We start from the raw sequence: 24,537 nt of genomic DNA, 5'->3' as shown, positions 1-24,537 counted from the left end.
CGCGGCGACTTCATAAAATCGCAGCGAGGGTTTCTTGGGGGTGCAGGTAATCAGATATCCCAGACCACGTTGATCGAGGCGTTGCGGCCAGGGTTGGTCAGGCGGTCGAGGTTGGCGGGGGCGAGCACGGCGGCTTCCCCCGAGGCGTCGAAACCGCGCACGTTGTCCCACTGCCAGTACTTCTTGTCGGCCAGGTTGTAGAGGCCGGCGCTGACGGTGACGTCGTCGGTGACCTTGTAGAAACCGGACAGATCAAGTACGCCGTAGCCAGGGGTCTTGAACTGCGCATTGATGCCGTCTGGCGACTTGAACGTGCTGTCGTCGACGCGGTTTTTCTTCTGTACCAGGGTCCAGCTCAGCAAGGCGCCGTAGTTGTCCTGGTCGTAACCCAGGCCAAACACGCCGGTCATCGGATTGACGGAGTTGAGTGGCTCGCCGGTGTCGTTGTTGCGACCGTAGGCATAGGCAATCGAGCCCTGGGTGTAGAGGCCCTGTGGCGCGCCGAAAGGGTCGAGGTTCAGGCGACCTTTGACTTCCACGCCCTTGATGGTCGCGTGCTTGATGTTCTCGCTCTTGAACGTCAGCTCGTCGTAGCCAGGTTTGATCGCGTCTTCGTTGATGAAGTCGCGGTACTTGTTATAGAACACCGCCACGCCGAAGTTACCCGACTCGAAGTTGCCGCGCAGGCCGGTTTCGTAGCTCTGGCTCTTTTCCGGTTCCAGGTCGGGGTTAGGCGCGACGCGATAGCCGGTGCTGGTGTTCTCGAAGCGACCGTACAGCGCCTTGGCGGTCGGGGTGCGGAAACCTTCGGCGTATTGGCCGTACCAGGTGTAGTTGTCGGTCAGGGCGTAGGTCAGGCCGAACTTGGGCGAGACACGGTGCCAGGTCTTGTTCTCGCTGCTGACCGTGCCCTTGCCGTCGGGGTTCACGGTGTTGAGGAACTCCTGGGTGATGTGCGGCTTGAGCTGGGTGTAGTCGTAGCGCACGCCCGGCAGGAAGGTCCAGTTGTTCCAGCTGATCTGGTCCTGGGCGAACAGGCTGTAGGTGTTGATGGTCGGGTCCGGGAAGTCGCTGGACTTTTTCAGCACGTCGCCGGGGCTGATGGCGCCGATGGCGCTGCACCCACGACCGACCGCCAGGCACGTGCCACTGCCGCTGCGCGAGCCGGTGACTTTTTCTTGCTTGAGGGTGGTGCCGTAGGTCAGCACATGGCTGGTGTTCGCGATGTCGAAGGCTTTGTCCAATTGGGCGTCGAATACCCACTGTTTTTCTTCATACACGGTTTCACGCGAGCGAATCACGTGACGGACTACCGGGAAGTAGTCTTCCACGGTGGTCTGGTGGGTCTTGGCGATCTGGTGGTTCAGGCTCCACTTGACGTTATCGACCCACCGGGAGTCGAGGGCGAAGGTGTTTTGCAGGCCGAAGCGCTCGCGGCTGACAGTGTCATTGCCGGTCCGCCAGCGGTACATGCCCAACGGTTGGCCCTTGTCGAACGGCCCACCGACGACGCTTTGCTGGTCGCTGTCGCGGTCGTCCTTGTACTTCTCGTAGGTCAGGGCCAGGCGGGCGTCGTCGGCGTAGTTCCAGCCGGCCTTGGCCAGTACGTTGGTGGTGCGTACGTCCTCCGGGTTGGCGGCGGTGCGGTCGAGGCCGGTGCCGTTGTTGTGGCCGTAGGATTCAGTCTCGTGGCCGTCGCGCTGGCTGAAGTGCAGCAAGCCATCGAACTGACCGGTGCGGCCGGCGACGGTGGCGGACTTCAGCCAGCTGTCATCGGCGGAGCTGTAGCCGGTCTTGAGGCGGGCACCGACGTCCTTGCCGGGCTTGATGATGTCGTCCGGGTCGAGGGTGTAGTAGCTGACCGCGCCGCCGATGGCGTTGCTGCCATACAGCACCGACGCCGGGCCGCGGAGGATTTCCACGCGCTTGATGATCTCCGGGTCGACGTAGTTGCGCTGGCTCTTGGCGTAGGGACCGTTGAAGAAACCGTTGGGGATCTCGACGCCGTCGACCTGGGTCAGGATCCGGTCGCCATCGATGCCGCGGATGTTGTAGCCGCTGATGCCACCACGGGTGCCGGTGCCGCCGACCGACACGCCCGGCTCATAGCGCACCAGTTCCTTGATGGTGTTGACGTTGTTGCGGTCCAGTTCTTCGCGGGTGTGCACGGTGACGGTGGCCGGGACGCTGTCGATGCTCTGTTCTTGGCGGGTGGCGCTGATGGTGGTCTGTTGCAGGGCGAGGGTGCCGGCCGCGGTGCGCTTCTCCAGCACGATGGTGTTGTTGCCCAGCTTGCGGTAGCTCAGGTTGGTCCCTGCCAGCAGGCGGTCCAGGGCTTTTTCCGGGCTCAAGGCGCCGTGCACGCCGGGTGAAGCGATGCCTTCCGCCAGTTCTGCCGGTAGGCCGACCTGCCAGCCGGTGACAGCGGTGAAGGCGTTGAGTGCCGACACCAGCGGCTGCTGGGCAATGGCAAAGGCGTAATCGCCCATGCTGCTTGGTTGCGGGGTCGCGGTGGCGGCCAGGACGGGTGCGGCGTGCGCGCCGGCGACCAGGAGGGCGACCGTCAGCAGGGACAACGTGCAGTTCTGCACGCGGGCGGAAGGTGAAGAGGACCGGCGGGTAAGGCGAGAGGACATCGATAGCGCTCCGTGTCGCACGAATCTGAATAGGTGCAAATTGGCATCAAGGATGCGAATAAGTTGCATTGACTATAACGAGACGTACGGGAAGTGACTACCGAGTAAAAATAATTCTCATTCAGTTCAGGATCACCAGGGCCGGGAACTCCTGGACCTTGGCGCGGGTGATGTGGGCCAGCGAGCGGACCACGTCCAGCGGTCGATCGAGGCGGTAGTTGCCCGTCACGGCGACGTTGGCCAATTGCTGGTTGTTGTTGATGATCCAGCCAGGGTAGTAGCGGCTCAATTCGGCCAGCACCTGGTTCAGCGGGCAGTTCTCGAACACCAGGCGTCCCTGGACCCACGCCAGCTCAGTGAGCGGGTCGAGTCGCGCCGGCTGATCAAAGCCATTGGGGCCGATGCGGATGCTTTCGCCGGCGCTCAAGCGCACGCGGGCATCGTTTTGCGTGCTGCGCAGATCGACGGCGCCACGCTGTACGCGGACCTGGGCGATGCCGTCCAGGTAGCGTACGGCGAACGTGGTGTCGCGCACGCTGGCGGTCACCGGGCCGGCGGCGATTTCCATTGGCTGGCCGCGATTGGCCGCGACTTCGAAGTAAGCCTCGCCTTGATACAGGCGGGCCACGCGCTTTTGCTCGTTGATGGTGCTGGAGAACGCCGAGTTGGTGTTGAGCAGGACGTTGGAGCCGTCCTCCAACTGCAAGCGCTGGCGCTCACCGACCACTGTCAGGTGATCGGCCTGCAGGCGCATGGGCAGGTTACTGAAACTGAGCAGGCCGAGGACCAGGATGGCTGCAGTGGTCAGCGGTTTCCAGTGCGGGCGCAGGCGGGCGACCAGGTTGGGTTTGCGTTGGCGGGTGTCGAGCGAGTGTGCGCATTGCGCCACGTGCGGGCCGTCCCAAATGGCCTGGGCCTTGGTGTAGGCCTCGACGTTACGCGGGTCGGCCGCCAGCCACCCCTGGAACTCACGCCGTTGCGCCTCGCTCGGACTGTCCAGCACGATCAGCCAGTCCAGTGCCTGGTCCATCGCACTGGCGCGGGTTGAGTCCCGCGCCGGGTCCGGCGGGTGGGAGTGTGGGCTGTCCGTCACGGGTGTTCCTCGGCCACGTCTGCGCGCGGCTGGTTTTTAATGGGGATGGTGCAAACGCCGGTCAAGGGTAGCAAAGCCTGCGTGCTGACGCAGTGGCGTAAAACCCATGCCTGGACATTCAGTTGCCGTTGAGGCGATCGGCCACACCGACACAAATCGCCATGATCAGCTTCAAATCCTTTTGCACGGTGCTCAGGGAGACGTCGAGTCGTTCGGCAATTTCCAGGTAGCTGTGCCCGTGCAAGCGGCTGAGGATGAACATCTGCTGTTGGCGCGGGGTCAGTTGATTGAGGCTGATGTTCAAGCGCTCGAGCATTTGTTCGGCGTGGGCGGCGTCCTCGGCGCTGCTGAGCGGTGCGACGACACTTTGCAGGACGTCCAGGGGCACGTCCTCAAGCATCGTCCGGGATTGAATGCGCCGTGCCCGCAGGTGGTCCAGCGCCAGGTTGCGGGCGGTCTGGAAGACGAAGGGTTCCAGGTGGTCGATGGCGCGCTCGCTCAGCGCCCGGGTCACGCGCAGGTAGGTTTCCTGCAGCAGGTCCTCGGCGGTGCTGTGGTTATTGACCATCCGCTCCAGCGTGCGCAGCAGCGACACGCGCTGCGCGAGGAAAACGTGATTGAAGCGAGATTGACTCACAAGAGAACCTGATCCATTTCGAGCGAATGATAATGCTTATCATCCATATCGAAGGTCAAGTGTTAGTTATTGCAGGGGATGTGCACGGCCTGATGCACAGGCCGGGACGAGGGTTTGCAGCGGCACGGTCTTATTCGGCGTGACACAAGGCCAGGCAATTATCGAGCATGCGGTTGGAGAAGCCCCACTCGTTGTCGTACCAGGCGAGGACTTTGAGCAACTTGCCGGTGGATTTGGTGTGATTGGCGTCGAAAATCGCCGACAGCGGGTTGTGGTTGAAATCACTGGAGACCAGCGGCAGGCTGTTGTAGCCCAGCACCTTGGAGTGCCGGCTGGCTTCCTTGAGCAAGGCGTTGACGTCCTCGGCGCTGGCTTCGCGTTTGAGCTGTACGGTCAAGTCCACCAGCGACACGTTGATCACCGGCACGCGCACGGCCATGCCGGTCAACTTGCCCGCCAGTTCCGGCAGGACCAGGCCCACCGCCTCGGCGGCGCCGGTCTTGCTCGGGATCATGTTCTGGGTGGCCGAACGGGCGCGGTACGGATCACTGTGGTAGACGTCCGTCAGGTTCTGGTCGTTGGTGTAGGCGTGAATGGTGGTCATCAGGCCGCTTTCGATCCCCAGTTCGCGGTGCAGCACCTGGGCCACCGGGGCCAGGCAATTGGTGGTGCACGAGGCGTTGGAGATGATCTGGTGCGACGGGCGCAGGATGTCGTGGTTGACCCCGTACACCACCGTGGCATCGGCGCCCTTGGCCGGGGCCGAGATGATTACTTTGCGCGCGCCGGCGCTAATATGGGCGGCGGCCTTGGCCCGGTCGGTGAACAGGCCGGTGCATTCGAACACCACGTCGATTTTTTCCGCGGCCCACGGCAGGTCGGCGGGGTTGCGAATGGCGCTGACGGCAATACGGTCGCCATTGACGGTCAGGCTTTCCAGGTCATGCTGGACATCGGCGGCGAACATGCCGTGAACGGTGTCGTATTTGAGCAAGTGAGCGTTGATTGCGCTGTCACCCAGATCGTTGATGGCAACGATCTGCAGATCCTGACGATAGCCTTGGGTATACAGTGCGCGAAGGACGTTACGGCCGATACGGCCAAAACCATTGATTGCGATTCGTAGAGTCATTTGAAAGCGCCTTCGCTATTTTGTTGTTGGAATTACAAGATTATTCGCAAAAAAATAGAAAACAAGCCTTTTTGATGGCAATATTTTGTTCTATCTACAACGAGTGGCCTGATTCAACGGGTCCGCATGCTCAAGAATCCCGTCCGCCGCCACTGGCGTCGATGCCTCTTGAGCAGAATGGACTGCACAGGTCGCCACATCCGTTAGCCTGGAGTTCAACACATGCATCCCCGCGTTCTTGAGGTCACCGAACGGCTCGTCACCCGTAGCCGCGCTACCCGTGAGGCCTACCTTGCATTGATTCGCGGCGCCGCCAGTGACGGGCCGATGCGTGGCAAGTTGCAGTGCGCCAACTTTGCCCATGGCGTGGCCGGATGCGGCACCGAGGACAAGCAAAGCCTGCGGATGATGAATGCCGCCAACGTGGCGATTGTTTCGTCCTATAACGACATGCTGTCGGCGCATCAGCCCTACGAGACCTACCCGGAGCAAATCAAGCAGGCGTTGCGCGAGATCGGCTCGGTCGGCCAGTTCGCCGGTGGCGTGCCGGCCATGTGCGATGGCGTGACCCAGGGTGAGCCGGGCATGGAGTTGGGCATTGCCAGCCGCGAGGTGATCGCGATGTCCACCGCCGTGGCGCTGTCGCACAACATGTTCGACGCGGCGATGATGCTGGGCATTTGCGACAAGATCGTGCCGGGCCTGATGATGGGCGCGCTGCGTTTCGGTCACCTGCCGACGATCTTCGTGCCGGGCGGGCCGATGGTCTCGGGGATCTCCAACAAGCAAAAGGCCGACGTGCGCCAGCGCTACGCCGAGGGCAAGGCCAGCCGCGAAGAGTTGCTGGAGTCGGAGATGAAGTCCTACCACAGCCCCGGCACCTGCACGTTCTACGGCACCGCCAACACCAACCAGTTGTTGATGGAAGTCATGGGCCTGCACTTGCCCGGTGCCTCGTTCGTCAATCCCAACACCCCGCTGCGCGACGCCTTGACCCGCGAAGCGGCGCACCAGATCACGCGCCTGACCAAGCAAAGCGGTAGCTTCATGCCCATCGGCGAAATCGTCGACGAGCGCTCGCTGGTCAACTCGATCGTGGCCCTGCACGCCACCGGCGGCTCGACCAACCACACCTTGCACATGCCGGCTATCGCCATGGCAGCGGGGATCCAACTGACCTGGCAGGACATGGCCGACCTCTCCGAGGTGGTGCCGACCCTGAGCCACGTCTATCCGAACGGCAAGGCCGATATCAACCACTTCCAGGCGGCGGGTGGCATGTCGTTCCTGATCCGCGAGCTGCTCGACGCCGGGCTGCTCCACGAGGACGTCAACACCGTCGCCGGCCATGGCCTGAGCCGGTACACCCAGGAACCATTCCTGGAGGATGGCCGGTTGGTCTGGCACGAAGGCCCGATCGCGAGCCTCGATGAAAACATCCTGCGCCCGGTGGCCCGCGCTTTCTCGCCCGAAGGCGGCCTGCGGGTGATGGAAGGCAACCTGGGACGCGGGGTGATGAAAGTCTCGGCCGTGGCGCCGGAGCATCAAGTGGTCGAGGCGCCGGCGATGGTGTTCCAGGACCAGCAGGACCTGGCCGATGCCTTCCAGGCCGGGTTGCTGGAGAAGGACTTTGTCGCGGTGATGCGCTTCCAGGGCCCGCGCTCCAACGGCATGCCGGAGTTGCACAAGATGACGCCGTTCCTGGGCGTGCTGCAGGACCGCGGGTTCAAGGTGGCGCTGGTGACTGACGGGCGCATGTCCGGGGCTTCGGGGAAAATCCCGGCGGCCATCCACGTCAGCCCCGAGGCGTTTGTCGGCGGTGCTTTGGCGCGCGTGCGCGAGGGCGATATGATCCGCGTCGATGGCGTCAACGGCACCCTGCAACTGCTGGTGGACGCCGATGCGTTTGCCGCCCGCGAACCGGCCAAGGGCCTGCTGGACAACGGCATTGGCTGCGGACGCGAGCTGTTCGGTTTCATGCGCATGGCCTTCAGCTCGGCGGAGCAGGGCGCCAGCGCCTTTACCTCGGCCCTGGAGAACCTTAAGTGACGTTAGCGCTGGTCGGTGACATCGGTGGCACCAATGCCCGTTTTGCCGTGTGGAAAGACCAGCAACTGGCGTCGGTCCAGGTGTTGGCGACCGCTGACTTTGCCTGCCCGGAAGACGCCATTGCGGTGTATCTGAAGGCGCAAGGCCTGGCCCTCGGCGCCATCGGTGCGGTGTGCCTGTCGGTGGCGGGCCCCGTCAGCGGCGATGAGTTTCGCTTCACCAACAATCACTGGCGCCTCAGTCGCCGGGCGTTCTGCCAGGCCTTGCAGGTCGAGCGGCTGCTGCTGGTCAACGACTTCTCGGCCATGGCCCTGGGGATGACCCGCCTGCAGCCGGGCGAGTTCCGCGTGGTGTGCGAAGGCACGCCGCAGCCGCTGTGCCCGGCGGTGGTGATGGGCCCCGGCACCGGCTTGGGGGTCGGCACGTTGCTCGATCTTGGCGAGGGCCGCTGGGCCGCACTGCCGGGCGAGGGCGGGCATGTCGACCTGCCGCTGAGCCACCCGCGAGAAACCCAACTGTGGCAGCACCTTCACGCGGAGATGGGCCACGTCAGCGCCGAGACTGCCCTTAGCGGGGCAGGATTGCCGCGGGTCTACCGGGCGATCTGTGCGGTGGACGGGCACCGGCCGGTGCTCGATACCCCGGAGGCGATCACCGCCGCGGCGCTGGCGGGCGACCCGGTGGCCCTGGAGGTGCTGGAGCAGTTCTGTTGCTGGCTGGGGCGCGTAGCCGGCAATAACGTGTTGACCACGGGCGCGCGCGGCGGTGTGTACATCGTCGGTGGCGTGATTCCGCGGTTCGCCGAGTTGTTCCTGGCAAGCGGCTTCGCCCGCTGCTTTGCCGACAAGGGATGTATGAGCGAGTATTTCGCCGGCATTCCAGTGTGGTTGGTGACGGCGCCATACTCCGGGCTGACCGGCGCGGGCGTGGCGTTGGAGCAATCAATCCCGACCTGAAATGCCGTTCAGTGTGGGAGCGAGCCTGCTCGCGAAGGTGTCCATCCAGTGAATACACGGTGGCTGACAGGACGCTTCGCGAGCAGGCTCGCTCCCACAGGGTCTGTGCAGTGTTTGTCGATGCGCTGTTTAAGGCATGATCCGCCCCACTCATCACAACAAGGACGCCACCCAGTGAGCGCAGTCAACAAGTCGATTTTATTGGTCGATGACGATCAAGAGATACGCGAGTTGCTGGACACCTACCTGAGCCGAGCCGGGTTCCAGGTACGCACCACGCCCGATGGCGCGGGGTTTCGCCAGGCGTTGAACGAGGCGTCGAGCGACCTGGTGATCCTGGACGTGATGCTGCCGGACGAGGACGGTTTCAGCTTGTGCCGCTGGATCCGCCAACACCCGCGCCAGGCCTGCGTGCCGATCATCATGCTCACCGCCAGTTCCGATGAGGCCGACCGGGTGATTGGCCTGGAACTGGGCGCCGACGATTACCTGGGCAAGCCCTTCAGCCCGCGCGAGTTGCAGGCGCGGATCAAGGCCTTGTTGCGCCGGGCCCAGTTCGGTCAGGAGCGCAGCGGTGGCGAGGTGCTGGCCTTCGATGAGTGGCACCTGGACATGGTCAGCCACCGGCTGTTCCACACCGACGGCGAGGAAGTGATTCTCTCCGGCGCCGACTTCGCCCTGCTCAAGCTATTCCTCGATCACCCCCAGCAAATCCTCGACCGCGACACCATCGGCAACGCCACCCGTGGCCGTGACCTGATGCCGCTGGACCGGATCGTCGACATGGCCGTCAGCCGCCTGCGTCAGCGCCTGCGTGACACCGAGAAGCCGGCGCGGTTGATCCGCACCGTGCGCGGCAGCGGCTACCAACTGGCGGCCAACGTGGTCGCCGGCAATGGCCGCTGAGGTGATCAGGCGGTTGATCCGCAAGGTGCCGGTGCCGCGTTCGCTCTTGGGGCGCATGTTGCTGCTGACCTTGCTGGCGGTGTTGTTCGCCCAGGCGTTGTCCAGCGTGATCTGGGTCTCGCAACTGCGCGCCACCCAACTCGCAGGGCTGGTCACCGCCGCCCGCAGCCTGGCCCATTCGATGACGGCCAGCGTCAGCTACTTTCGCTCGCTGCCCGTGGCCTATCGGCCGATGGTCCTCGACCAACTGCGCAGCATGGGCGGCACCCGGTTTGTGGTGACCCTCAACGACAAACCCCTGGACATGCAATTGCTGCCCCCCACCCCGCGCAAGCAGGCGGTGCTGGCGGCGGTGGATGACGTGCTGCGCCAGTCGCTGGGGGCGACGACCGATATCTCGGTGAACTTCGTCAGCCCCGATGACCTGCGCATCTTCAACAGTGGCTTGAAGCTGGACGAACTGCCGCGCTCCTGGGCGCACTACGCCCTGACCCTGGAACCGATCAACCCGCCGGTGCTGGTGACCCAGATCAAACTGAGCGAGGGCGAATGGCTGTACATCGCGTCGTTGTTGCCCGAGCCCTACACCAGCCTTGAAGAACAGGGCCTGCCGTCGCAGCAAGTGTGGTTCATCCTGCTCACCAGCAGTTTCCTGTTGCTGTTCATTGGCCTGCTGGTGCACTGGCAAAGCCGGCCGCTCAAGCGTCTGGCGCGGGCGGCCCGGGACCTGTCGCTGGGTGCGGACGTACAGCCGGTGGCGGAGGTTGGTGGTAGCGAAGTGGTTGAGGTGGCCCGCGCCTTCAACAGCATGCGCGAGCGCATCAGCCGCTACCTGACCGAGCGCAGCCAGTTGTTCAGCGCGATCTCCCATGACTTGCGCACGCCCATCACCCGCCTGCGATTGCGCGTCGAGTTGCTGGAGGACGAGCAACTGCAGATGAAGTTCGGCCGTGACCTGGATGAGCTGGAGTTGTTGGTCAAGGGCGCGTTGCAGTGCGTCAAGGACACCGACATCCACGAGAACATCGAGCCGGTGGACCTCAATCATGTGCTCGATTGCCTGGTCGAGCCTTACCTGGCGCCCAACGGCAATGGGCGTGTGACCCAGCAAGGCCGGGCGCTGGCGGCCTATCCGGGCAAGCCCCTGGCGCTCAAGCGCTGCATCGGCAACCTGATCGACAACGCCCTCAAGTACGGGCAGAACGCGCACCTGCATATCGAAGACGATGAGCACGCCCTCGTCGTGCACGTCGATGACGAAGGCCCAGGCGTGCCACAGCAACGCCTGGAGCAAGTGTTCGAGCCGCACTTTCGCCTGGCCGGCCAGCAGCAGGGCTATGGCTTGGGCCTGGGGATCGCCCGCAACATCGCCCACAGCCATGGCGGCGAAGTCAGCCTGCAGAACCTGCGCGAGGGCGGGTTGCGGGTGACGTTGCAGTTGCCGCGCAGTGCGGACCAGTGAGCCCGCGTTATCGTTCTTCGCCGCCTAGCCTTACCCCCTTAAATGTCCAACATATGGGGCGCAGCTCAGTCACCTGTGGGAGCGAGCCTGCTCGCGAAAGCGCCGCTCGCCTCAACACCAATGTCACTGCCCGGTGACACACCCCACCCCCTTCGTGACCTGCACCCACCTCCCGCGTGTTTAGACTCCTACACCGTCATCACAACAAAAACAGGTACACCATGGACACTCCCCCATCGACCTCCCGCCATTGGCTGGACACGCCTGCCCATCACCGCTGGCTGGCCGACGAAGGCCTGCGCCTGCTGGACTTCGCCAAGGCCTCGGCGCTCGCCGAAGGCTTCGGCAATCTGGATGCACGGGGGCAACTGCCGGCCGGGGCCTGCGCCCAGACCATGAACACCGCGCGCATGACCCACAGTTTCGCCTTGGCCCATCTCCAGGGGCTGGCGGGTTACGCCGAGCTTGTCGATCATGGGGTCAGCGCCTTGCTCGGGCCGCTGCGTGACGCCGAGTCCGGTGGCTGGTTCGCCGCTGCTGAGCACCGCGCGGGCGACACCGACAAGGCCGCCTACCTGCATGCCTTTGTCGCCCTGGCAGCCAGCTCCGCCGTGGTTGCCCTCAGACCCGGTGCCCAGGGGTTGCTGGACGAAGCGATCCGGATCATCGAGGGGCATTTCTGGAGCGAAGGGGAGGGAGCGATGCGCGAGTCCTTCAGTCGGGATTGGGGTGTTGAAGAGGCCTATCGCGGTGCCAACAGCAACATGCACGCCACCGAGGCCTTCCTCGCCCTGGCCGATGCGACCCAGGACCACCGCTGGCTGGACCGCGCCCTGCGGATTGTCGAGCGGGTCATCCACGCTCACGCGGCCGCCAACGACTACCTGGTGGTCGAGCATTTCGACCGGCGCTGGCAACCGCTCAAGGACTACAACCACGCCCATCCGGCCGACGGCTTCCGGCCCTACGGCACCACGCCGGGCCACGGGTTTGAGTGGGCACGACTGCTGTTGCACCTGGAGGCGGCGCGGACGCAGGCCGGCTTGCCGGTTCCCGAGTGGCTGCTGACGGACGCGCAGTCGTTGTTTGCCAACAACAGCCTGCATGCCTGGGCCGTCGATGGGGCGCCGGGCCTGGTCTACACCCTCGATTGGGACCACCGCCCCGTGGTGCGCCAGCGCTTGCATTGGGTGCATTGCGAGGCGAGCGCGGCGGCCAGTGCCTTGTTTCAACGCACCGGGCTGGCGTCGTACCAGGTGTGGTATCAGCGCCTGTGGACGTACAACGAGCGCTACCTGATCGACCGGGCCCACGGCAGCTGGCACCACGAACTCGATGAACACAACCGTCCCAGCGCGCGGATCTGGGGTGGCAAGCCCGACCTCTATCACGCCTGGCAGGCGGTGCTGATTCCGCGCTTGCCGCTGGCCCCGAGCATGGCGACAGCCTTGGCCCAGGGCGTTATCTCAAGGGCGATGTAACCAAGCGGTGACATTCCGGCGTCGCTTCGTTACCTGCCGCACGGACTACGCTGTCTAAACTCGTTTGCAGCGCAAGCACCAGACTTGCATGCATAACAACAAGAAAGGTACTTCCCAGATGAATTCGATTGCTCGCCTCGCGGCTGCCATTTCCGTTGCCTCCCTGTTTCCCTTGAGCGCTTTTGCTGCCGATGCCAAAGGCACCGTGGAAGTCGTGCACTGGTGGACCTCCGGTGGCGAAAAAGCCGCGGTCGATGTGCTCAAGGCCCAAGTCGAAAAAGACGGCTTCACCTGGAAGGACGGCGCCGTCGCCGGTGGCGGTGGCGCAACCGCGATGACCGTGCTCAAGAGCCGCGCCGTGGCCGGCAACCCGCCAGGCGTGGCCCAGATCAAGGGCCCGGACATCCAGGAATGGGCCAGCATCGGCCTGTTGGACAGCAACCTGCTCAAAGGCGTGGCCAAGGACGAAAAGTGGGACAGCCTGCTGGTCCGGAAAGTCTCCGACACCGTGAAGTACGAAGGTGATTACGTCGCCGTGCCGGTGAACATCCACCGCGTCAACTGGCTGTGGATCAACCCCGAGGTGTTCAAGAAAGCCGGTATCGACAAAGCCCCGACCACCCTCGACGAGTTCTACGCTGCCGGCGACAAGCTCAAGGCTGCGGGCTTCATCGCCCTGGCCCATGGCGGCCAGCCGTGGCAGGACAGCACCGTGTTCGAAGACGTGGTGCTGTCGGTCATGGGCGCCGAGGGCTACAAGAAAGCCCTGGTCGATCTGGACCAGAACACGCTCTCCGGGCCGCAGATGGTCAAGTCCTTCACCGAACTGAAGAAACTCACCGGCTACATGGACCCAAACCGCGCCGGGCGTGACTGGAACATCGCCGCCGCCGACGTGATCAATGGCAAGGCCGGCATGCAGATGATGGGCGACTGGGCCAAGAGCGAGTGGACCGCCGCGCACAAGGTCGCCGGCAAGGACTACCAGTGCGTGCCATTCCCGGGCACCGAAAAAGCCTTCACCTACAACATCGACTCCCTGGCGGTGTTCAAGGTCAAGGACGCCGGTACCCAGGCGGCCCAACAGGACTTGGCCAAGGTCGCGCTGGGCAAGGACTTCCAGAAGGTCTTCAGCATCAACAAAGGCTCGATCCCGGTGCGTACCGACATGCTCGACGACATGAGCGCGCTGGGCTTCGACGCCTGCGCCCAGGCGTCGGCCAAGGACTTCCTGGCGGACGACAAGACCGGCGGCCTGCAACCGAGCATGGCGCACAACATGGCCACGTCCCTGGCGGTGCAAGGCGCGATCTTCGATGTCGTGACCAACTTCATGAACGACAAAGACGCCGACCCGGCCAAGACCGCCAAGCAACTGGCTTCAGCCGTCAAGGCGGCCCAGTAATCCTCGACACAATTCGACCCCTTGTGGGAGCGGGCTTGCTCGCGAATGCGGGCTGACATTCAACATGGATGTCTGCTGATCCATCGCCTTCGCGAGCAAGCCCGCTCCCACACAAGGCACTCTCCGATCTTTTTTTGCCTGGATGACTTCGATGAGCTCTGTGGCGGTTTTTAGCAAAGCCTCACCGTTCGACGCGTTGCAACGCTGGCTGCCCAAACTGGTGTTGGCGCCGAGCATGCTGATCGTGCTGGTGGGCTTCTACGGTTACATCCTCTGGACCTTCGTCCTGTCGTTCACCAACTCCAGTTTCATGCCGAGCTACAAATGGGTCGGCCTGCAGCAATACCTGCGCTTGATGGACAACGACCGCTGGTGGGTGGCGAGCAAGAACCTCGCGTTGTTCGGTGGCCTGTTCATTGGCATCAGCCTGGTGCTGGGGGTGTTCTTGGCGGTGTTGCTGGACCAGCGCATCCGCAAGGAAGGCTTCATCCGCACGATCTACCTGTACCCGATGGCGCTGTCGATGATCGTCACCGGTACGGCCTGGAAGTGGTTGCTCAACCCGGGCCTGGGCCTGGACAAAATGCTGCGCGACTGGGGCTGGGAAGGCTTTCGCCTGGACTGGCTGGTGGATCAGGACCGCGTGGTGTACTGCCTGGTGATCGCCGCCGTGTGGCAGGCCTCGGGGTTTGTCATGGCGATGTTCCTGGCCGGGCTGCGCGGGGTTGATCAGTCGATCATCCGCGCCGCCCAGGTCGATGGCGCGAGCCTGCCGACCATCTACCTGAAGATCGTGCTGCCGAGCCTGCGCCCGGTGTTCTTCAGTGCCTTCATGATCCTGTCCCACATTGCGATCAAGAGCTTCGACCTGGTGGCCGCGATGACGGCCGGTGGTCCCGGCTACTCCTCCGACCTGCCGGCGATGTTCATGTATTCGTTCACCTTCAGTCGGGGCCAGATGGGCATCGGTTCGGCCAGCGCCATGCTGATGCTGGGCGCGGTGCTGACAATCCTGGTGCCGTACCTGTACTCCGAGTTGCGGGGCAAGCGCCATGACTGATCAGCCACGTTTGAACCTCAGCCGCATCGCCATCTACGCGACCTTGCTGCTGGCCGCTGCCGTGTACTTGATCCCGCTGGTGGTGATGCTGCTGACCAGCTTCAAGACCCCGGAGGACATTCGCACCGGCAACCTGTTGAGCTGGCCGCACGTGATCGACGGTATTGGCTGGATCAAGGCCTGGGACGCGGTGGGTGGCTACTTCTGGAACTCGGTGAAGATCACCGTGCCGGCGGTCTTGATCTCCACCTTTATCGGTGCCCTGAACGGCTACGTGCTGTCGATGTGGCGCTTTCGCGGCTCGCAGTTGTTCTTCGGCCTGCTGCTGTTCGGCTGCTTCCTGCCGTTCCAGACCGTGCTGCTGCCAGCCTCGTTCACCATCGGCAAGCTCGGCCTGGCCAACACCACCACCGGCCTGGTGCTGGTGCACATCGTCTATGGGCTGGCGTTCACCACGCTGTTCTTCCGCAACTACTACGTGAGCATCCCGGATGCGCTGGTCAAGGCTGCGCGATTGGACGGCGCGGGCTTCTTCACCATCTTCGCGAAGATCCTGCTGCCGATGTCGATCCCCATCGTGATGGTGTGCCTGATCTGGCAGTTCACCCAGATCTGGAACGATTTCCTGTTTGGCGTGGTGTTCGCCAGTGGCGACGCGCAACCGATCACCGTGGCCCTGAACAACCTGGTCAATACCAGCACCGGGGCCAAGGAATACAACGTTGATATGGCGGCGGCGATGATCGCCGGGTTGCCGACACTGCTGGTGTACATCTTCGCCGGCAAGTATTTCCTGCGCGGGCTGACGTCCGGCGCGGTCAAGGGGTAGAACATGGCAACGCTTGAGTTACGCAACGTCAACAAGACCTACGGTGCCGGCCTGCCGGACACCCTGAAGAACATCGAGCTGAAGATCGACGACGGTGAGTTCCTGATCCTGGTCGGCCCGTCCGGGTGCGGCAAGTCGACCTTGATGAACTGCATCGCCGGCCTTGAGAACATCAGCGGCGGGGCGATCCTGGTGGACGACGCCGACATCAGCGGCATGAGCCCCAAGGATCGCGACATCGCCATGGTGTTCCAGTCCTATGCGCTGTACCCGACCATGAACGTGCGCGACAACATCGCCTTCGGCCTGAAGATCCGCAAGATGCCCGCTGCCGACATCGACGCGGAAGTGGCGCGGGTCGCCAAGCTGTTGCAGATCGAGCACCTGCTGGGGCGCAAGCCGGGCCAGCTTTCGGGTGGTCAACAACAACGGGTGGCAATGGGCCGTGCGCTGGCGCGGCGGCCGAAGATTTATCTGTTCGACGAGCCGCTGTCCAACCTCGACGCCAAGCTGCGGGTCGAGATGCGCACCGAAATGAAACTGATGCACCAGCGCCTGAAAACCACCACGGTCTACGTGACCCATGACCAGATCGAGGCCATGACCCTGGGGGACAAAGTGGCGGTGATGAAGGACGGGATCATCCAGCAGTTCGGCACACCCAAGCAGATCTACAACGACCCGGCCAACCTGTTCGTGGCGAGCTTCATCGGCTCGCCGCCGATGAACTTCATCCCCCTGCGTTTGCAGCGCAAGGACGGCCGTCTGTTGGCCTTGCTCGACAGTGGCCAGGCGCGTTGCGAGCTGCCGCTGGGGATGCAGGACGCCGGCCTTGAGGACCGCGAAGTGATCCTCGGCATGCGCCCGGAGCAGATCGTGCTGGCGGGCAGCGAGGCCAATGGCTTGCCGACCGTTCGCGCCGAAGTCCAGGTCACTGAACCCACCGGCCCCGACACCCTGGTGTTCGTCAACCTGAACAACACCAAGGTCTGTTGCCGCCTGGCCCCGGACGTGGCGCCGCAGGTGGGCGAAACCCTGATGCTGCAATTTGATCCGACCAAGGTGCTGTTGTTCGATGCGACGACGGGTGAGCGGTTGGCGGCGGCGGAGCAACCTCAAGCCGACAGCCGTGGGGCAAACGTGGCGCAGTTCAAAGGCCGCTGAAGATCAACTGTGGGAGCGGGCTTGCTCGCGAATGCGGTCTGCCATTCAAAACGGATGTCAGCTGATGTACCGCCTTCGCGAGCAAGCCCGCTCCCACAAGGGATATGCGGCACGCGACCTGTCGCTCGTCGCACCTGATGTAAATCGCGTTAGATCGATTCAGTTAATAACAATAAAACGAGGATGTAGGGATGAAGATCAAGAACAACGTTCAGCTCATCTGCCAGCTGTCAGCGGTGGCGGCGATGAGCCTGGCGGCCAGCGTGCACGCGGCCGAGGCGTTCAGCACCGACTCGCAGTGGATGACCGGCGACTGGGGCGGCGAGCGTACCAGGCTGATCGAGCAAGGCATCGACATCAAGATGGATTACGTCGGTGAAGTGGGCGCTAATCTGCACGGCGGCTACAACGACGACAAGACCGCGCGCTACGCCGACCAGTTTGGCCTGGGTGTGGCGTTGGACCTGCAAAAACTGATGGGCTGGGACAACACCCAGGCCAAGATCCAACTCACCAACCGTAATGGTCAGAACATCTCCAATGACCGTGTCGGCGACCCGCGTGCGGGCACCTTGAGTTCGTCCCAGGAAGTCTACGGCCGTGGCCACATGGTCCGCCTGACCCAGCTGTGGATCCAGCACCAGTTCCTCGACAACACACTGGACGTCAAGGCCGGTTACTTCGGTGAAGGCGAGGACTTCAACACCTTCCCTTGCGACTTCCAGAACCTGGCGTTCTGCGGCTCCCAGGTGGGCAACTGGGCCACCAACATCTGGTACAACTGGCCGGTCAGCCAGGCGGCGATCCGCATCAAGTACAACATCACGCCTGAGTTCTTTGCGCAGATCGGCGCCTATAACCAGAACCCCTCGCAGTTGGAACACGGTAACGGCTTCAAGCTCAGCGGCAGCGGCACCCAGGGCACCGTGTTGCCGGTCGAGCTGGTCTGGTCGCCCAAGGTCAACAGCCTGCCGGGCGAGTACCGTGTCGGTTACTACAAGAGCACCGCGCCGGCGGCTGATGTTCGCGAGGACATCAATGGCCAGGACGCCGCGACGACGGGCGACGCCTATCGCAGCCACGACAGCAAGCACGGTTACTGGTTTGTGGTGCAGCAACAGCTCACCAGTCATAACGGCGATGCGTCCCGTGGCCTGAACATTGCGGCCAACGCCACATTCCATGACAAGGACACCAACGTCGTCGACAACTACCAGTCGCTGATGTTTGTCTACAAAGGGCCGTTCGATGCGCGTCCTAAGGATGATGTCGGTATCGGTTTCGCCCGTATCCATGTCAACGATGACGTGAAGAAAAACGCCGAGTTGCTCAACCTCGCCAATGGCGTGGGCAACTACGACGATCCGCTGTATTCGCCGCTGCGCAGCACCGAGTACAACTACGAGATCAACTACGGTTTCCACGTCACCAACTGGCTGACCGTGCGCCCGAACCTGCAGTACATCACGCACCCAGGCGGTGTCGATCAAGTCGACAATGCGGTCGTTGCCGGCTTGAAAATTCAGTCGGTGTTCTGACTTCAGCTGCGATAAGCTCCTCCCACACGTGCGCAGAGTGCGGACAGCCAAGGCTGTCCGCTTTTTTTTCGCGACGCGCACCCTCTGGCGGGCACACGATTTCAGGACTGCGGTACATGCATGAGCATCCGCTACAACGCTTCTTCAAATCCCTGCGCGAGCGACCGGTGTTCGCCTGGGAACGGTACCAGCAGCGCGAGGTGCTGGTGATCGATCATCCGCTGTGCCAGGCGGTGTTCAGTCGCCAGGGGGCGCAGTTGTTGCACTTCCAACCGGCGGGCCAGAAGCCCTGGCTGTGGTGCGCGGCGAAGTGGCCGCAGGTCGGGGCCATTCGCGGTGGCGTGCCGGTGTGCTGGCCGTGGTATGGCCGCCACCCGAGTGAAAACGCCTGGCCATCCCATGGCTGGGCACGGTTGCTCGATTGGAAGCTGATTGACAGCCGCAGCGATGACGACGGTGTGCACCTGCACTGGCAGTTGCAACTGTGCGACTGGCAAGTGGACCTGCATGCGCACCTGGGCGAACAGTTGGACTTGCGCCTGTGCACCGAGCACCAGGACAGCCAGCCGTGCCAGTTGAGCCATGCATTGCACGCTTACTGGCGGATTGGCGATGTTGGTGAGGTAGCGCTGTCTGGGCTGGATGGCGTGCAAGGTTACGACCAGCTCAAGCGCGAAGTCTGCCAGCAGGAAGGCGAGCTGCGGGTCGAGGGCGGCTGTCAGCGGGTGTTCCAGCACGAGGGCGAATTACAGCTCAAGGATCACGCCTGGCAGCGTCAGTTATGCATCGACACCGGCGACAGCGCCGACACCGTGGTCTGGCACCCCGGCTCGCGACCGCTGCTGGGGGTGAGCTGGAATGAAGTCTCGGAGTTCGTCTGCGTCGAAGCCACGCGCGGCGGCACCCACAGCTTGAGCCTGGCGCCGGGGGAGCGGGCGCATTTGAGTTTGCAGGCGCGGAGGGGGGCTTAGGTTGGGTGTTGCGGGGTTACAGCTGGGGCTATCGCGAGCAGGCTCGCTCCCACAGTTGCCCCATGAAAAATGAGTTCCCCTGTGGGAGCGAGCCTGCTCGCGATGACGATGTGTCAGGCCGGCTAATCAGTTGAACTCATCCCCCACCGGGTACCGGCTGGCATTGAGGCTTTCCTTGATTTTGCGCAGGTGCGGCTGGAAGTCGACGCCACGGCGCAGGGTCATGCCGGTGGCGAGTACATCGAGCACCGTCAGCTGGATGATCCGCGACGTCATCGGCATGTAGATGTCGGTGTCTTCCGGCAGCGGAATGTTCAGGCTCAGGGTACTGGCCTTGGCCAGTGGCGAGCCTTCGGCGGTCAAGCCCAGTACGGATGCACCGTTGGCGCGGGCGATGCGGGCCACTTCCACCAACTCGCGGGTGCGTCCGGTGTAGGAAATGATCACGAACAATTCGCCGGTGTGGGCCACCGAGGCAATCATGCGTTGCATCAGCACGTCGGCGTGGGCGGTGACGGCCAGGTTGAAGCGGAAGAATTTGTGTTGCGCGTCCAGGGCGACGGGCGCCGAGGCGCCGAGGCCGAAGAAGTGGATCTGCCGGGCCTGGATCAACAGGTCGACGGCGCGGCTGATCAGGTTCGGGTCCAAGGCCTGGCAGGCGCTGTCCAGGGAGGCGATGGCGCTGCCGAAAATCTTCCGGGTGTAGGCTTCGGGGTTGTCGTCAGCCTCCACGGCCCGGCTGACATAGGCCGCGCCGCTGGCCAGGCTCTGGGCCAGTTGCAGCTTGAGTTCAGGGTAGCCACTGACACCGAATGAGCGGCAGAAGCGGTTGACCGTCGGCTCACTCACCGAGGCGGCCTGGGCGAGGGCGGCGATGCTGAAGCGAGTGGCTTGCTGTGGGTTGAGCAGGATCACTTCAGCGACCTTGCGCTCGGCCTTGTTCAGGTCGGCAAGGCGATTCTGGATCTGTTCCAGTAAATTTCGCACGCGGTCCATATGGAATTCCTTGGTTCGGCGCGGCCCATCAGGGTGTTGCCCTGCAAATAAGCCGGCGGCTATGCAAATTGGGCCTTTGATATGGCCCATAACGGTGGCCTATCCTACTGATGGCCTTGGCCGACCACCACTTCGAATCTGCATTCTGAGAAAATGTTGTGGTTATTACTACATTTTTCCTTGAGCGATGCCTTGAAAAAAGGTATTTGTAGCTTAACTTGATAAAAGAACCAACATCATGCCTTCGATAACGGTTGAACCGTGCACCTTTGCCTTGTTCGGCGCCCTGGGTGATCTGGCCCTGCGCAAGCTGTTCCCCGCGTTGTATCAACTCGATGGCGCCGGTCTGTTGCACGAAGATACCCGCATTATCGGGCTGGCCCGTGAGCCGGGCAGTGCAGAGGAACACCTGGCCTTCATCGCCCGTGACCTGCGCCACTATGTGGATGACAAGGAACTGGACGAAGCCGTGCTCGAGCGCTTCCTCGCCCGCCTGAGCTACTTGCATGTCGACTTCCTCAAGGCGGATGACTACGTCGCCCTGGCCGAACAGGCCGGCACCGCGCAACGGATGATTGCCTACTTCGCCACCCCGGCGGCCGTCTACGGTTCGATCTGTGAACACCTGGCGCAGGTTGGCTTGAGTGAAAATACCCGCGTGGTCCTGGAAAAGCCCATCGGCTCGGACCTGGAGTCGTCGCGCAAGGTCAACGACGCCGTGGCGCGTTTCTTCCCGGAAAACCGCACCTATCGCATCGATCACTACCTGGGCAAAGAGACGGTGCAGAACCTGATCGCCCTGCGTTTCGCCAACAGCCTGTTCGAAACCCAGTGGAACCAGAACTACATCTCCCACGTCGAAATCACCGTGGCCGAGAAGGTCGGGATCGAGGGCCGTTGGGGCTACTTCGACAAGGCCGGCCAGTTGCGGGACATGATCCAGAATCACCTGCTGCAGTTGCTGTGCCTGATCGCCATGGACCCACCGGCGGACCTCTCGGCGGACAGCATCCGCGATGAGAAGGTCAAGGTGCTCAAGGCCCTGGCGCCCATCAGCCCGGAAGGCCTGACCACCCAGGTGGTGCGCGGCCAGTACATCGCTGGCTACAGCGCGGGGAAACCGGTGCCGGGTTACCTGGAGGAAGAAAACTCCAACACCCAGAGCGACACCGAAACCTTCGTCGCGCTGCGTGCCGACATCCGCAACTGGCGCTGGGCCGGCGTGCCGTTCTACCTGCGTACCGGCAAGCGCATGCCGGACAAGCTGTCGCAGATCGTCATCCACTTCAAGGAACCGTCGCACTACATCTTCGCCCCCGAGCAGCGTTTGCAGATCAGCAACAAGCTGATCATCCGCCTGCAGCCGGACGAAGGTATTTCCCTGCGGGTGATGACCAAGGAACAAGGCCTGGACAAGGGCATGCAGTTGCGCAGCGGTCCGTTGCAACTGAATTTTTCCGATACCTATCGCAGTGCGCGGATTCCCGATGCCTACGAGCGGCTGTTGTTGGAAGTGATGCGCGGCAATCAGAACCTGTTTGTCCGTAAAGATGAAATCGAAGCCGCGTGGAAGTGGTGTGACCAGTTGATCGCCGGGTGGAAGAAGTCCGGCGACGCGCCCAAGCCGTACGCGGCTGGGTCCTGGGGGCCCATGAGTTCCATTGCACTGATCACGCGGGATGGGAGGTCGTGGTATGGCGATATCTGAAGTGAAACTGCCGCAGGGCGTCAACGCCCACGGCTTTCGTAGCCCTGCGTTGCTCGCCGAAGGCCTGGCCAATGAGGTTGCCGAGCAGTTGCGCAACGCGATCAGCGCGCGCGGTGCGGCGACCCTGGTGGTGTCCGGTGGCCGCAGCCCGGTGGCGTTTTTCCAGAGCCTGGCCAAGCAAGGGCTGGACTGGTCGAAGGTGGTGGTCAGCCTGGCGGATGAACGCTGGGTGCCGGTGGAGCATGCCGATAGCAATGCCGGCCTGCTCAAGCGTCACTTGCTCCAGGGCGTAGCCGCCAAGGCGCAGTTCCTGAGTTTGTACAGCGCGGCCGCCAGCCTTGAAGAGGCGGCGCAGCGGGCTGAACGATTGCTGGAAGAGCTGCCCGCCATCGATGTGCTGGTGCTGGGCATGGGCGACGACGGCCACACGGCTTCGTTGTTTCCCGGCAGCCCGAACCTGGAGATGGCCCTGCAGGCCGACGGCACCCGCCGCTGCTGGCCGATGCTCGCGCCAACCGTGCCCCATCAGCGCCTGACCATGAGCCGCGCCCTGCTGGCGTCGGCACAGGTCACGATCCTGTCGATTTGCGGTCAGTCCAAGCTGACCACCCTGAACGCCGCGCTGGCCGGTGATGATGTCGCCGCCATGCCGATTCGCGCATTTCTGCAACCCACGTTAGAGATTTACTGGTGCCCATGAGCCAAGGATCAGCCGCTATGCCAAACCCATCCCCAGTCGTTTCCATGGCGGATAAAGTTGCCCTGATTGACCGCCTCTGCGCCCAGGCGCGGATCCTGCCGGTCATCACCATTGCCCGCGAGCAAGATGTCCTGCCCCTGGCCGATGCCCTCGCCGCGGGTGGCTTGACGGCGCTGGAAGTGACCTTGCGCTCACCGTTCGGCCTCAAGGCCATCGAGATCCTGCGCGCGCAGCGTCCGGAACTCGTCACCGGTGCCGGCACCATCCTGGATCGCAACATGCTGGCCGCTGCCGAGGCCGCCGGCTCGCAGTTCATCGTCACCCCCGGCATTACCCGCGACCTGCTGGAAGCCAGCGTGGCCAGCCCGATTCCGCTGTTGCCCGGCATCAGCAATGCCTCGGGGATCATGGAGGGCTACGGCCTGGGCTATCGTCGCTTCAAGCTGTTCCCGGCCGAAGTCAGTGGTGGCGTGGCCGCGATCAAGGCCCTGGGCGGCCCGTTCGGTGAAGTGAAATTCTGCCCCACCGGCGGCGTCAGCCCGGCCAACATCAAGAGCTACATGGCGTTGAAAAACGTGATGTGCGTGGGCGGCAGCTGGATGCTGGATCCGGAGTGGATCAAGAACGGTGACTGGGCCCGCATCCAGGAATGCACCGCCGAGGCACTGGCCCTGCTGGACTGATACGGCTTACCTAACACTTCGTTGTGTGTTCTACGGCTTTTGGCGCACTCGGTCGGTGCGCCATTTTTTTGTCTGATTAAAAGTGAGGTAGTGTGGACGCAAGTTTTCTTCGCAGCTTTGAGCTGGAACAGAGAATAGTGTTATCAGGGCTGGGTACAGGAGGTGTCTTGAGTATTTATTCATGTTGGTATCTTTTTTACTAAGCGCTAGGCTACTTCTCTGTAGTGAAATCTTTCGTTATTGTATTCCCGCGCAGGGCGTGGGAGTGATCACAATATTTTTACTCCGGAGTTCTTACGTCGGAGCATTGAAGTTTGCCTAGTTTGTTATTTGATATGGGGATTAAGCACTCTCGTATTTGCTCGCCAATAGGTTCTAGAGGGGTTGTACTTAGATTGAAGTGAAGGCCGTCTGCTTTGAATGAAATATCTTTAAATTCAACGTCAGCGAAACCGTTTGAAAATGACTTGCCTTCGAAGCTGCACAAATTCAGCGTTGAAGTGACTTTCCATTTTTGTTTCGCACTAAGAATCTCAATGTCAAAGCAGTCATCATCAAATCTCTTTATATGGCGAACTAATTCCCCTCCCGCTCTCTCGGATTTTACTTCATATACAGTTGAGTAATTTGGCGTGTCGGCTTTTGCAAATTGAAATGTCAGTAGGGTTAAGAGGGTTGTGGTGATTGTTTTTTTCATCTGTTATTTTCCAGGTGTTGTGAGCGCTTATTAAATCTATCCAGTGGTACGGTCGGCCAGTTTGAACGAGAACGAATGGTTTCTGAAAATCGAGGGATATCATTGTTTATGATGTGGGTTTGTAAAAATATTCTGGTGTCTCGTGTGTAATCTCCTCGATAAATTAGATCAACTGTCACGTCTTGAATTTTTTTATTGGTGTTGCTCCAATTTAACGCACCATATTTCTCCAGTGCCTCGGTGCTTTTAGATATGCGCAATACCTCACTCACCATAGATTCGTATATGGGCAAAAACAAATCGTGTTGCTGCTTTCTAGATATGGTTATGTTCTTTATTTCACTACTAGCACGGTCCATGTAGTTTTTCGCCTCCATACCCTTGAGTCCCTTAGCACCAATAAGCCACCCGAGCAAAGGTTCAGATATTCCAGC

General features: G+C 62.2%; 20 protein-coding genes and 1 pseudogene. 14 read left to right on the top strand and 7 right to left on the bottom strand.

Features of this window, described 5'->3' with window-relative positions:
• Positions 1 to 50 precede the first annotated feature (50 nt).
• The 4 genes from BMW74_RS15385 to gap form a co-directional block, all read right to left on the bottom strand.
• Positions 51 to 2,636, bottom strand: coding sequence for a TonB-dependent receptor (locus BMW74_RS15385; RefSeq protein WP_093422542.1), 2,586 nt, complete (start codon positions 2,634 to 2,636; stop codon positions 51 to 53).
• 121 nt (positions 2,637 to 2,757) lie between these two features.
• Positions 2,758 to 3,729 (bottom strand): FecR family protein, encoded by a 972-nt coding sequence (locus BMW74_RS15380; RefSeq protein ID WP_093422538.1) that lies wholly within the window; start codon positions 3,727 to 3,729, stop codon positions 2,758 to 2,760.
• Positions 3,730 to 3,847: 118 nt separating this feature from the next.
• Positions 3,848 to 4,366 carry an RNA polymerase sigma factor gene (locus tag BMW74_RS15375; RefSeq protein ID WP_093422533.1) on the bottom strand — a complete coding sequence of 173 codons (519 nt, stop codon included), beginning with the start codon at positions 4,364 to 4,366 and terminating at the stop codon, positions 3,848 to 3,850.
• A gap of 130 nt (positions 4,367 to 4,496) precedes the next feature.
• Positions 4,497 to 5,498 (bottom strand): type I glyceraldehyde-3-phosphate dehydrogenase, encoded by a 1,002-nt coding sequence (gene gap, locus BMW74_RS15370; RefSeq protein ID WP_093422528.1) that lies wholly within the window; start codon positions 5,496 to 5,498, stop codon positions 4,497 to 4,499.
• Positions 5,499 to 5,720: 222 nt separating this feature from the next.
• On the opposite strand from gap, the gene edd reads away from it, so the two are divergent.
• The 11 genes from edd (at position 5,721) to BMW74_RS15315 (ending at position 19,319) form a co-directional block, all read left to right on the top strand.
• Positions 5,721 to 7,547: a phosphogluconate dehydratase gene (edd, locus tag BMW74_RS15365; RefSeq protein ID WP_093422523.1), complete on the top strand. Its 1,827-nt coding sequence runs from the start codon at positions 5,721 to 5,723 to the stop codon at positions 7,545 to 7,547.
• Positions 7,544 to 8,503 carry a glucokinase gene (locus tag BMW74_RS15360; RefSeq protein WP_093422518.1) on the top strand — a complete coding sequence of 320 codons (960 nt, stop codon included), beginning with the start codon at positions 7,544 to 7,546 and terminating at the stop codon, positions 8,501 to 8,503. The genes edd and BMW74_RS15360 overlap by 4 nt, the downstream gene beginning before the upstream one ends.
• A 174-nt stretch (positions 8,504 to 8,677) precedes the next feature.
• Positions 8,678 to 9,409, top strand: coding sequence for a response regulator (locus BMW74_RS15355; protein WP_093422513.1), 732 nt, complete (start codon positions 8,678 to 8,680; stop codon positions 9,407 to 9,409).
• Positions 9,399 to 10,871, top strand: coding sequence for an ATP-binding protein (locus BMW74_RS15350; RefSeq protein WP_093422509.1), 1,473 nt, complete (start codon positions 9,399 to 9,401; stop codon positions 10,869 to 10,871). Before BMW74_RS15355 ends, BMW74_RS15350 begins: the two co-directional genes overlap by 11 nt.
• Positions 10,872 to 11,092: 221 nt before the next feature.
• The gene (locus tag BMW74_RS15345; RefSeq protein ID WP_093422505.1) at positions 11,093 to 12,352 is read left to right on the top strand and encodes a D-mannose isomerase; all 1,260 of its coding nucleotides are present in this window, start codon (positions 11,093 to 11,095) and stop codon (positions 12,350 to 12,352) included.
• 118 nt (positions 12,353 to 12,470) lie between these two features.
• Positions 12,471 to 13,757 carry an ABC transporter substrate-binding protein gene (locus BMW74_RS15340; RefSeq protein WP_093422501.1) on the top strand — a complete coding sequence of 429 codons (1,287 nt, stop codon included), beginning with the start codon at positions 12,471 to 12,473 and terminating at the stop codon, positions 13,755 to 13,757.
• Between the two features lie 151 nt (positions 13,758 to 13,908).
• The gene (locus BMW74_RS15335; protein ID WP_093422496.1) at positions 13,909 to 14,817 is read left to right on the top strand and encodes a carbohydrate ABC transporter permease; all 909 of its coding nucleotides are present in this window, start codon (positions 13,909 to 13,911) and stop codon (positions 14,815 to 14,817) included.
• Positions 14,810 to 15,646 (top strand): carbohydrate ABC transporter permease, encoded by an 837-nt coding sequence (locus tag BMW74_RS15330; RefSeq protein ID WP_093422490.1) that lies wholly within the window; start codon positions 14,810 to 14,812, stop codon positions 15,644 to 15,646. Before BMW74_RS15335 ends, BMW74_RS15330 begins: the two co-directional genes overlap by 8 nt.
• A gap of 3 nt (positions 15,647 to 15,649) precedes the next feature.
• Positions 15,650 to 16,810 (top strand): ABC transporter ATP-binding protein, encoded by a 1,161-nt coding sequence (locus tag BMW74_RS15325; RefSeq protein WP_093422486.1) that lies wholly within the window; start codon positions 15,650 to 15,652, stop codon positions 16,808 to 16,810.
• A 191-nt stretch (positions 16,811 to 17,001) separates the two neighbouring features.
• Positions 17,002 to 18,348, top strand: a complete 1,347-nt coding sequence (locus BMW74_RS15320; RefSeq protein WP_093422481.1) for a carbohydrate porin — start codon at positions 17,002 to 17,004, stop codon at positions 18,346 to 18,348.
• 116 nt (positions 18,349 to 18,464) lie between these two features.
• A complete protein-coding gene (locus BMW74_RS15315; RefSeq protein ID WP_093422476.1) occupies positions 18,465 to 19,319 on the top strand; it encodes a D-hexose-6-phosphate mutarotase in 855 nt (284 codons plus the stop codon).
• A 126-nt stretch (positions 19,320 to 19,445) separates the two neighbouring features.
• On the opposite strand, the gene BMW74_RS15310 is transcribed toward BMW74_RS15315, so the two are convergent.
• The gene (locus BMW74_RS15310) at positions 19,446 to 20,306 is read right to left on the bottom strand and encodes a MurR/RpiR family transcriptional regulator (protein WP_175479238.1); all 861 of its coding nucleotides are present in this window, start codon (positions 20,304 to 20,306) and stop codon (positions 19,446 to 19,448) included.
• A 247-nt stretch (positions 20,307 to 20,553) separates the two neighbouring features.
• On the opposite strand from BMW74_RS15310, the gene zwf reads away from it, so the two are divergent.
• The 3 genes from zwf to BMW74_RS15295 are packed head-to-tail and all read left to right on the top strand — an operon-like array spanning position 20,554 to position 23,406.
• On the top strand, positions 20,554 to 22,023 hold the full coding sequence (gene zwf / locus BMW74_RS15305; protein WP_093422466.1) for a glucose-6-phosphate dehydrogenase: 1,470 nt from the start codon (positions 20,554 to 20,556) through the stop codon (positions 22,021 to 22,023).
• A complete protein-coding gene (gene pgl, locus BMW74_RS15300; RefSeq protein ID WP_093422462.1) occupies positions 22,010 to 22,723 on the top strand; it encodes a 6-phosphogluconolactonase in 714 nt (237 codons plus the stop codon). Before zwf ends, pgl begins: the two co-directional genes overlap by 14 nt.
• A 17-nt stretch (positions 22,724 to 22,740) precedes the next feature.
• The gene (locus BMW74_RS15295; protein WP_093422458.1) at positions 22,741 to 23,406 is read left to right on the top strand and encodes a bifunctional 4-hydroxy-2-oxoglutarate aldolase/2-dehydro-3-deoxy-phosphogluconate aldolase; all 666 of its coding nucleotides are present in this window, start codon (positions 22,741 to 22,743) and stop codon (positions 23,404 to 23,406) included.
• A 280-nt stretch (positions 23,407 to 23,686) separates the two neighbouring features.
• Here BMW74_RS15295 and BMW74_RS24850 read toward each other — a convergent pair whose 3' ends face one another.
• Positions 23,687 to 24,103, bottom strand: coding sequence for a hypothetical protein (locus BMW74_RS24850; protein ID WP_139208415.1), 417 nt, complete (start codon positions 24,101 to 24,103; stop codon positions 23,687 to 23,689).
• A pseudogene (locus tag BMW74_RS25230) lies at positions 24,100 to 24,537 on the bottom strand (hypothetical protein); the annotation flags it as partial. The pseudogene BMW74_RS25230 and the gene BMW74_RS24850, both read right to left, overlap by 4 nt.

This window comes from Pseudomonas sp. ok272 (assembly GCF_900109995.1).
Lineage (GTDB): Bacteria > Pseudomonadota > Gammaproteobacteria > Pseudomonadales > Pseudomonadaceae > Aquipseudomonas.
This window is presented reverse-complemented; position numbering and strand designations above follow the sequence as displayed.

Excerpts from the sequence above, each read along its gene's own strand:
- zwf (WP_093422466.1), top strand. The coding sequence starts at position 20,554 with ATGCCTTCGATAACGGTTGAACCGTGCACCTTTGCCTTGTTCGGCGCC.
- BMW74_RS24850 (WP_139208415.1), bottom strand. The coding sequence starts at position 24,103 with ATGAAAAAAACAATCACCACAACCCTCTTAACCCTACTGACATTTCAA.
- BMW74_RS15350 (WP_093422509.1), top strand. The coding sequence starts at position 9,399 with ATGGCCGCTGAGGTGATCAGGCGGTTGATCCGCAAGGTGCCGGTGCCG.
- pgl (WP_093422462.1), top strand. The coding sequence starts at position 22,010 with ATGGCGATATCTGAAGTGAAACTGCCGCAGGGCGTCAACGCCCACGGC.
- BMW74_RS15295 (WP_093422458.1), top strand. The coding sequence starts at position 22,741 with ATGCCAAACCCATCCCCAGTCGTTTCCATGGCGGATAAAGTTGCCCTG.
- BMW74_RS15325 (WP_093422486.1), top strand. The coding sequence starts at position 15,650 with ATGGCAACGCTTGAGTTACGCAACGTCAACAAGACCTACGGTGCCGGC.
- gap (WP_093422528.1), bottom strand. The coding sequence starts at position 5,498 with ATGACTCTACGAATCGCAATCAATGGTTTTGGCCGTATCGGCCGTAAC.
- BMW74_RS15315 (WP_093422476.1), top strand. The coding sequence starts at position 18,465 with ATGCATGAGCATCCGCTACAACGCTTCTTCAAATCCCTGCGCGAGCGA.
- BMW74_RS15340 (WP_093422501.1), top strand. The coding sequence starts at position 12,471 with ATGAATTCGATTGCTCGCCTCGCGGCTGCCATTTCCGTTGCCTCCCTG.
- edd (WP_093422523.1), top strand. The coding sequence starts at position 5,721 with ATGCATCCCCGCGTTCTTGAGGTCACCGAACGGCTCGTCACCCGTAGC.
- BMW74_RS15385 (WP_093422542.1), bottom strand. The coding sequence starts at position 2,636 with ATGTCCTCTCGCCTTACCCGCCGGTCCTCTTCACCTTCCGCCCGCGTG.
- BMW74_RS15335 (WP_093422496.1), top strand. The coding sequence starts at position 13,909 with ATGAGCTCTGTGGCGGTTTTTAGCAAAGCCTCACCGTTCGACGCGTTG.
- BMW74_RS15345 (WP_093422505.1), top strand. The coding sequence starts at position 11,093 with ATGGACACTCCCCCATCGACCTCCCGCCATTGGCTGGACACGCCTGCC.
- BMW74_RS15320 (WP_093422481.1), top strand. The coding sequence starts at position 17,002 with ATGAAGATCAAGAACAACGTTCAGCTCATCTGCCAGCTGTCAGCGGTG.
- BMW74_RS15330 (WP_093422490.1), top strand. The coding sequence starts at position 14,810 with ATGACTGATCAGCCACGTTTGAACCTCAGCCGCATCGCCATCTACGCG.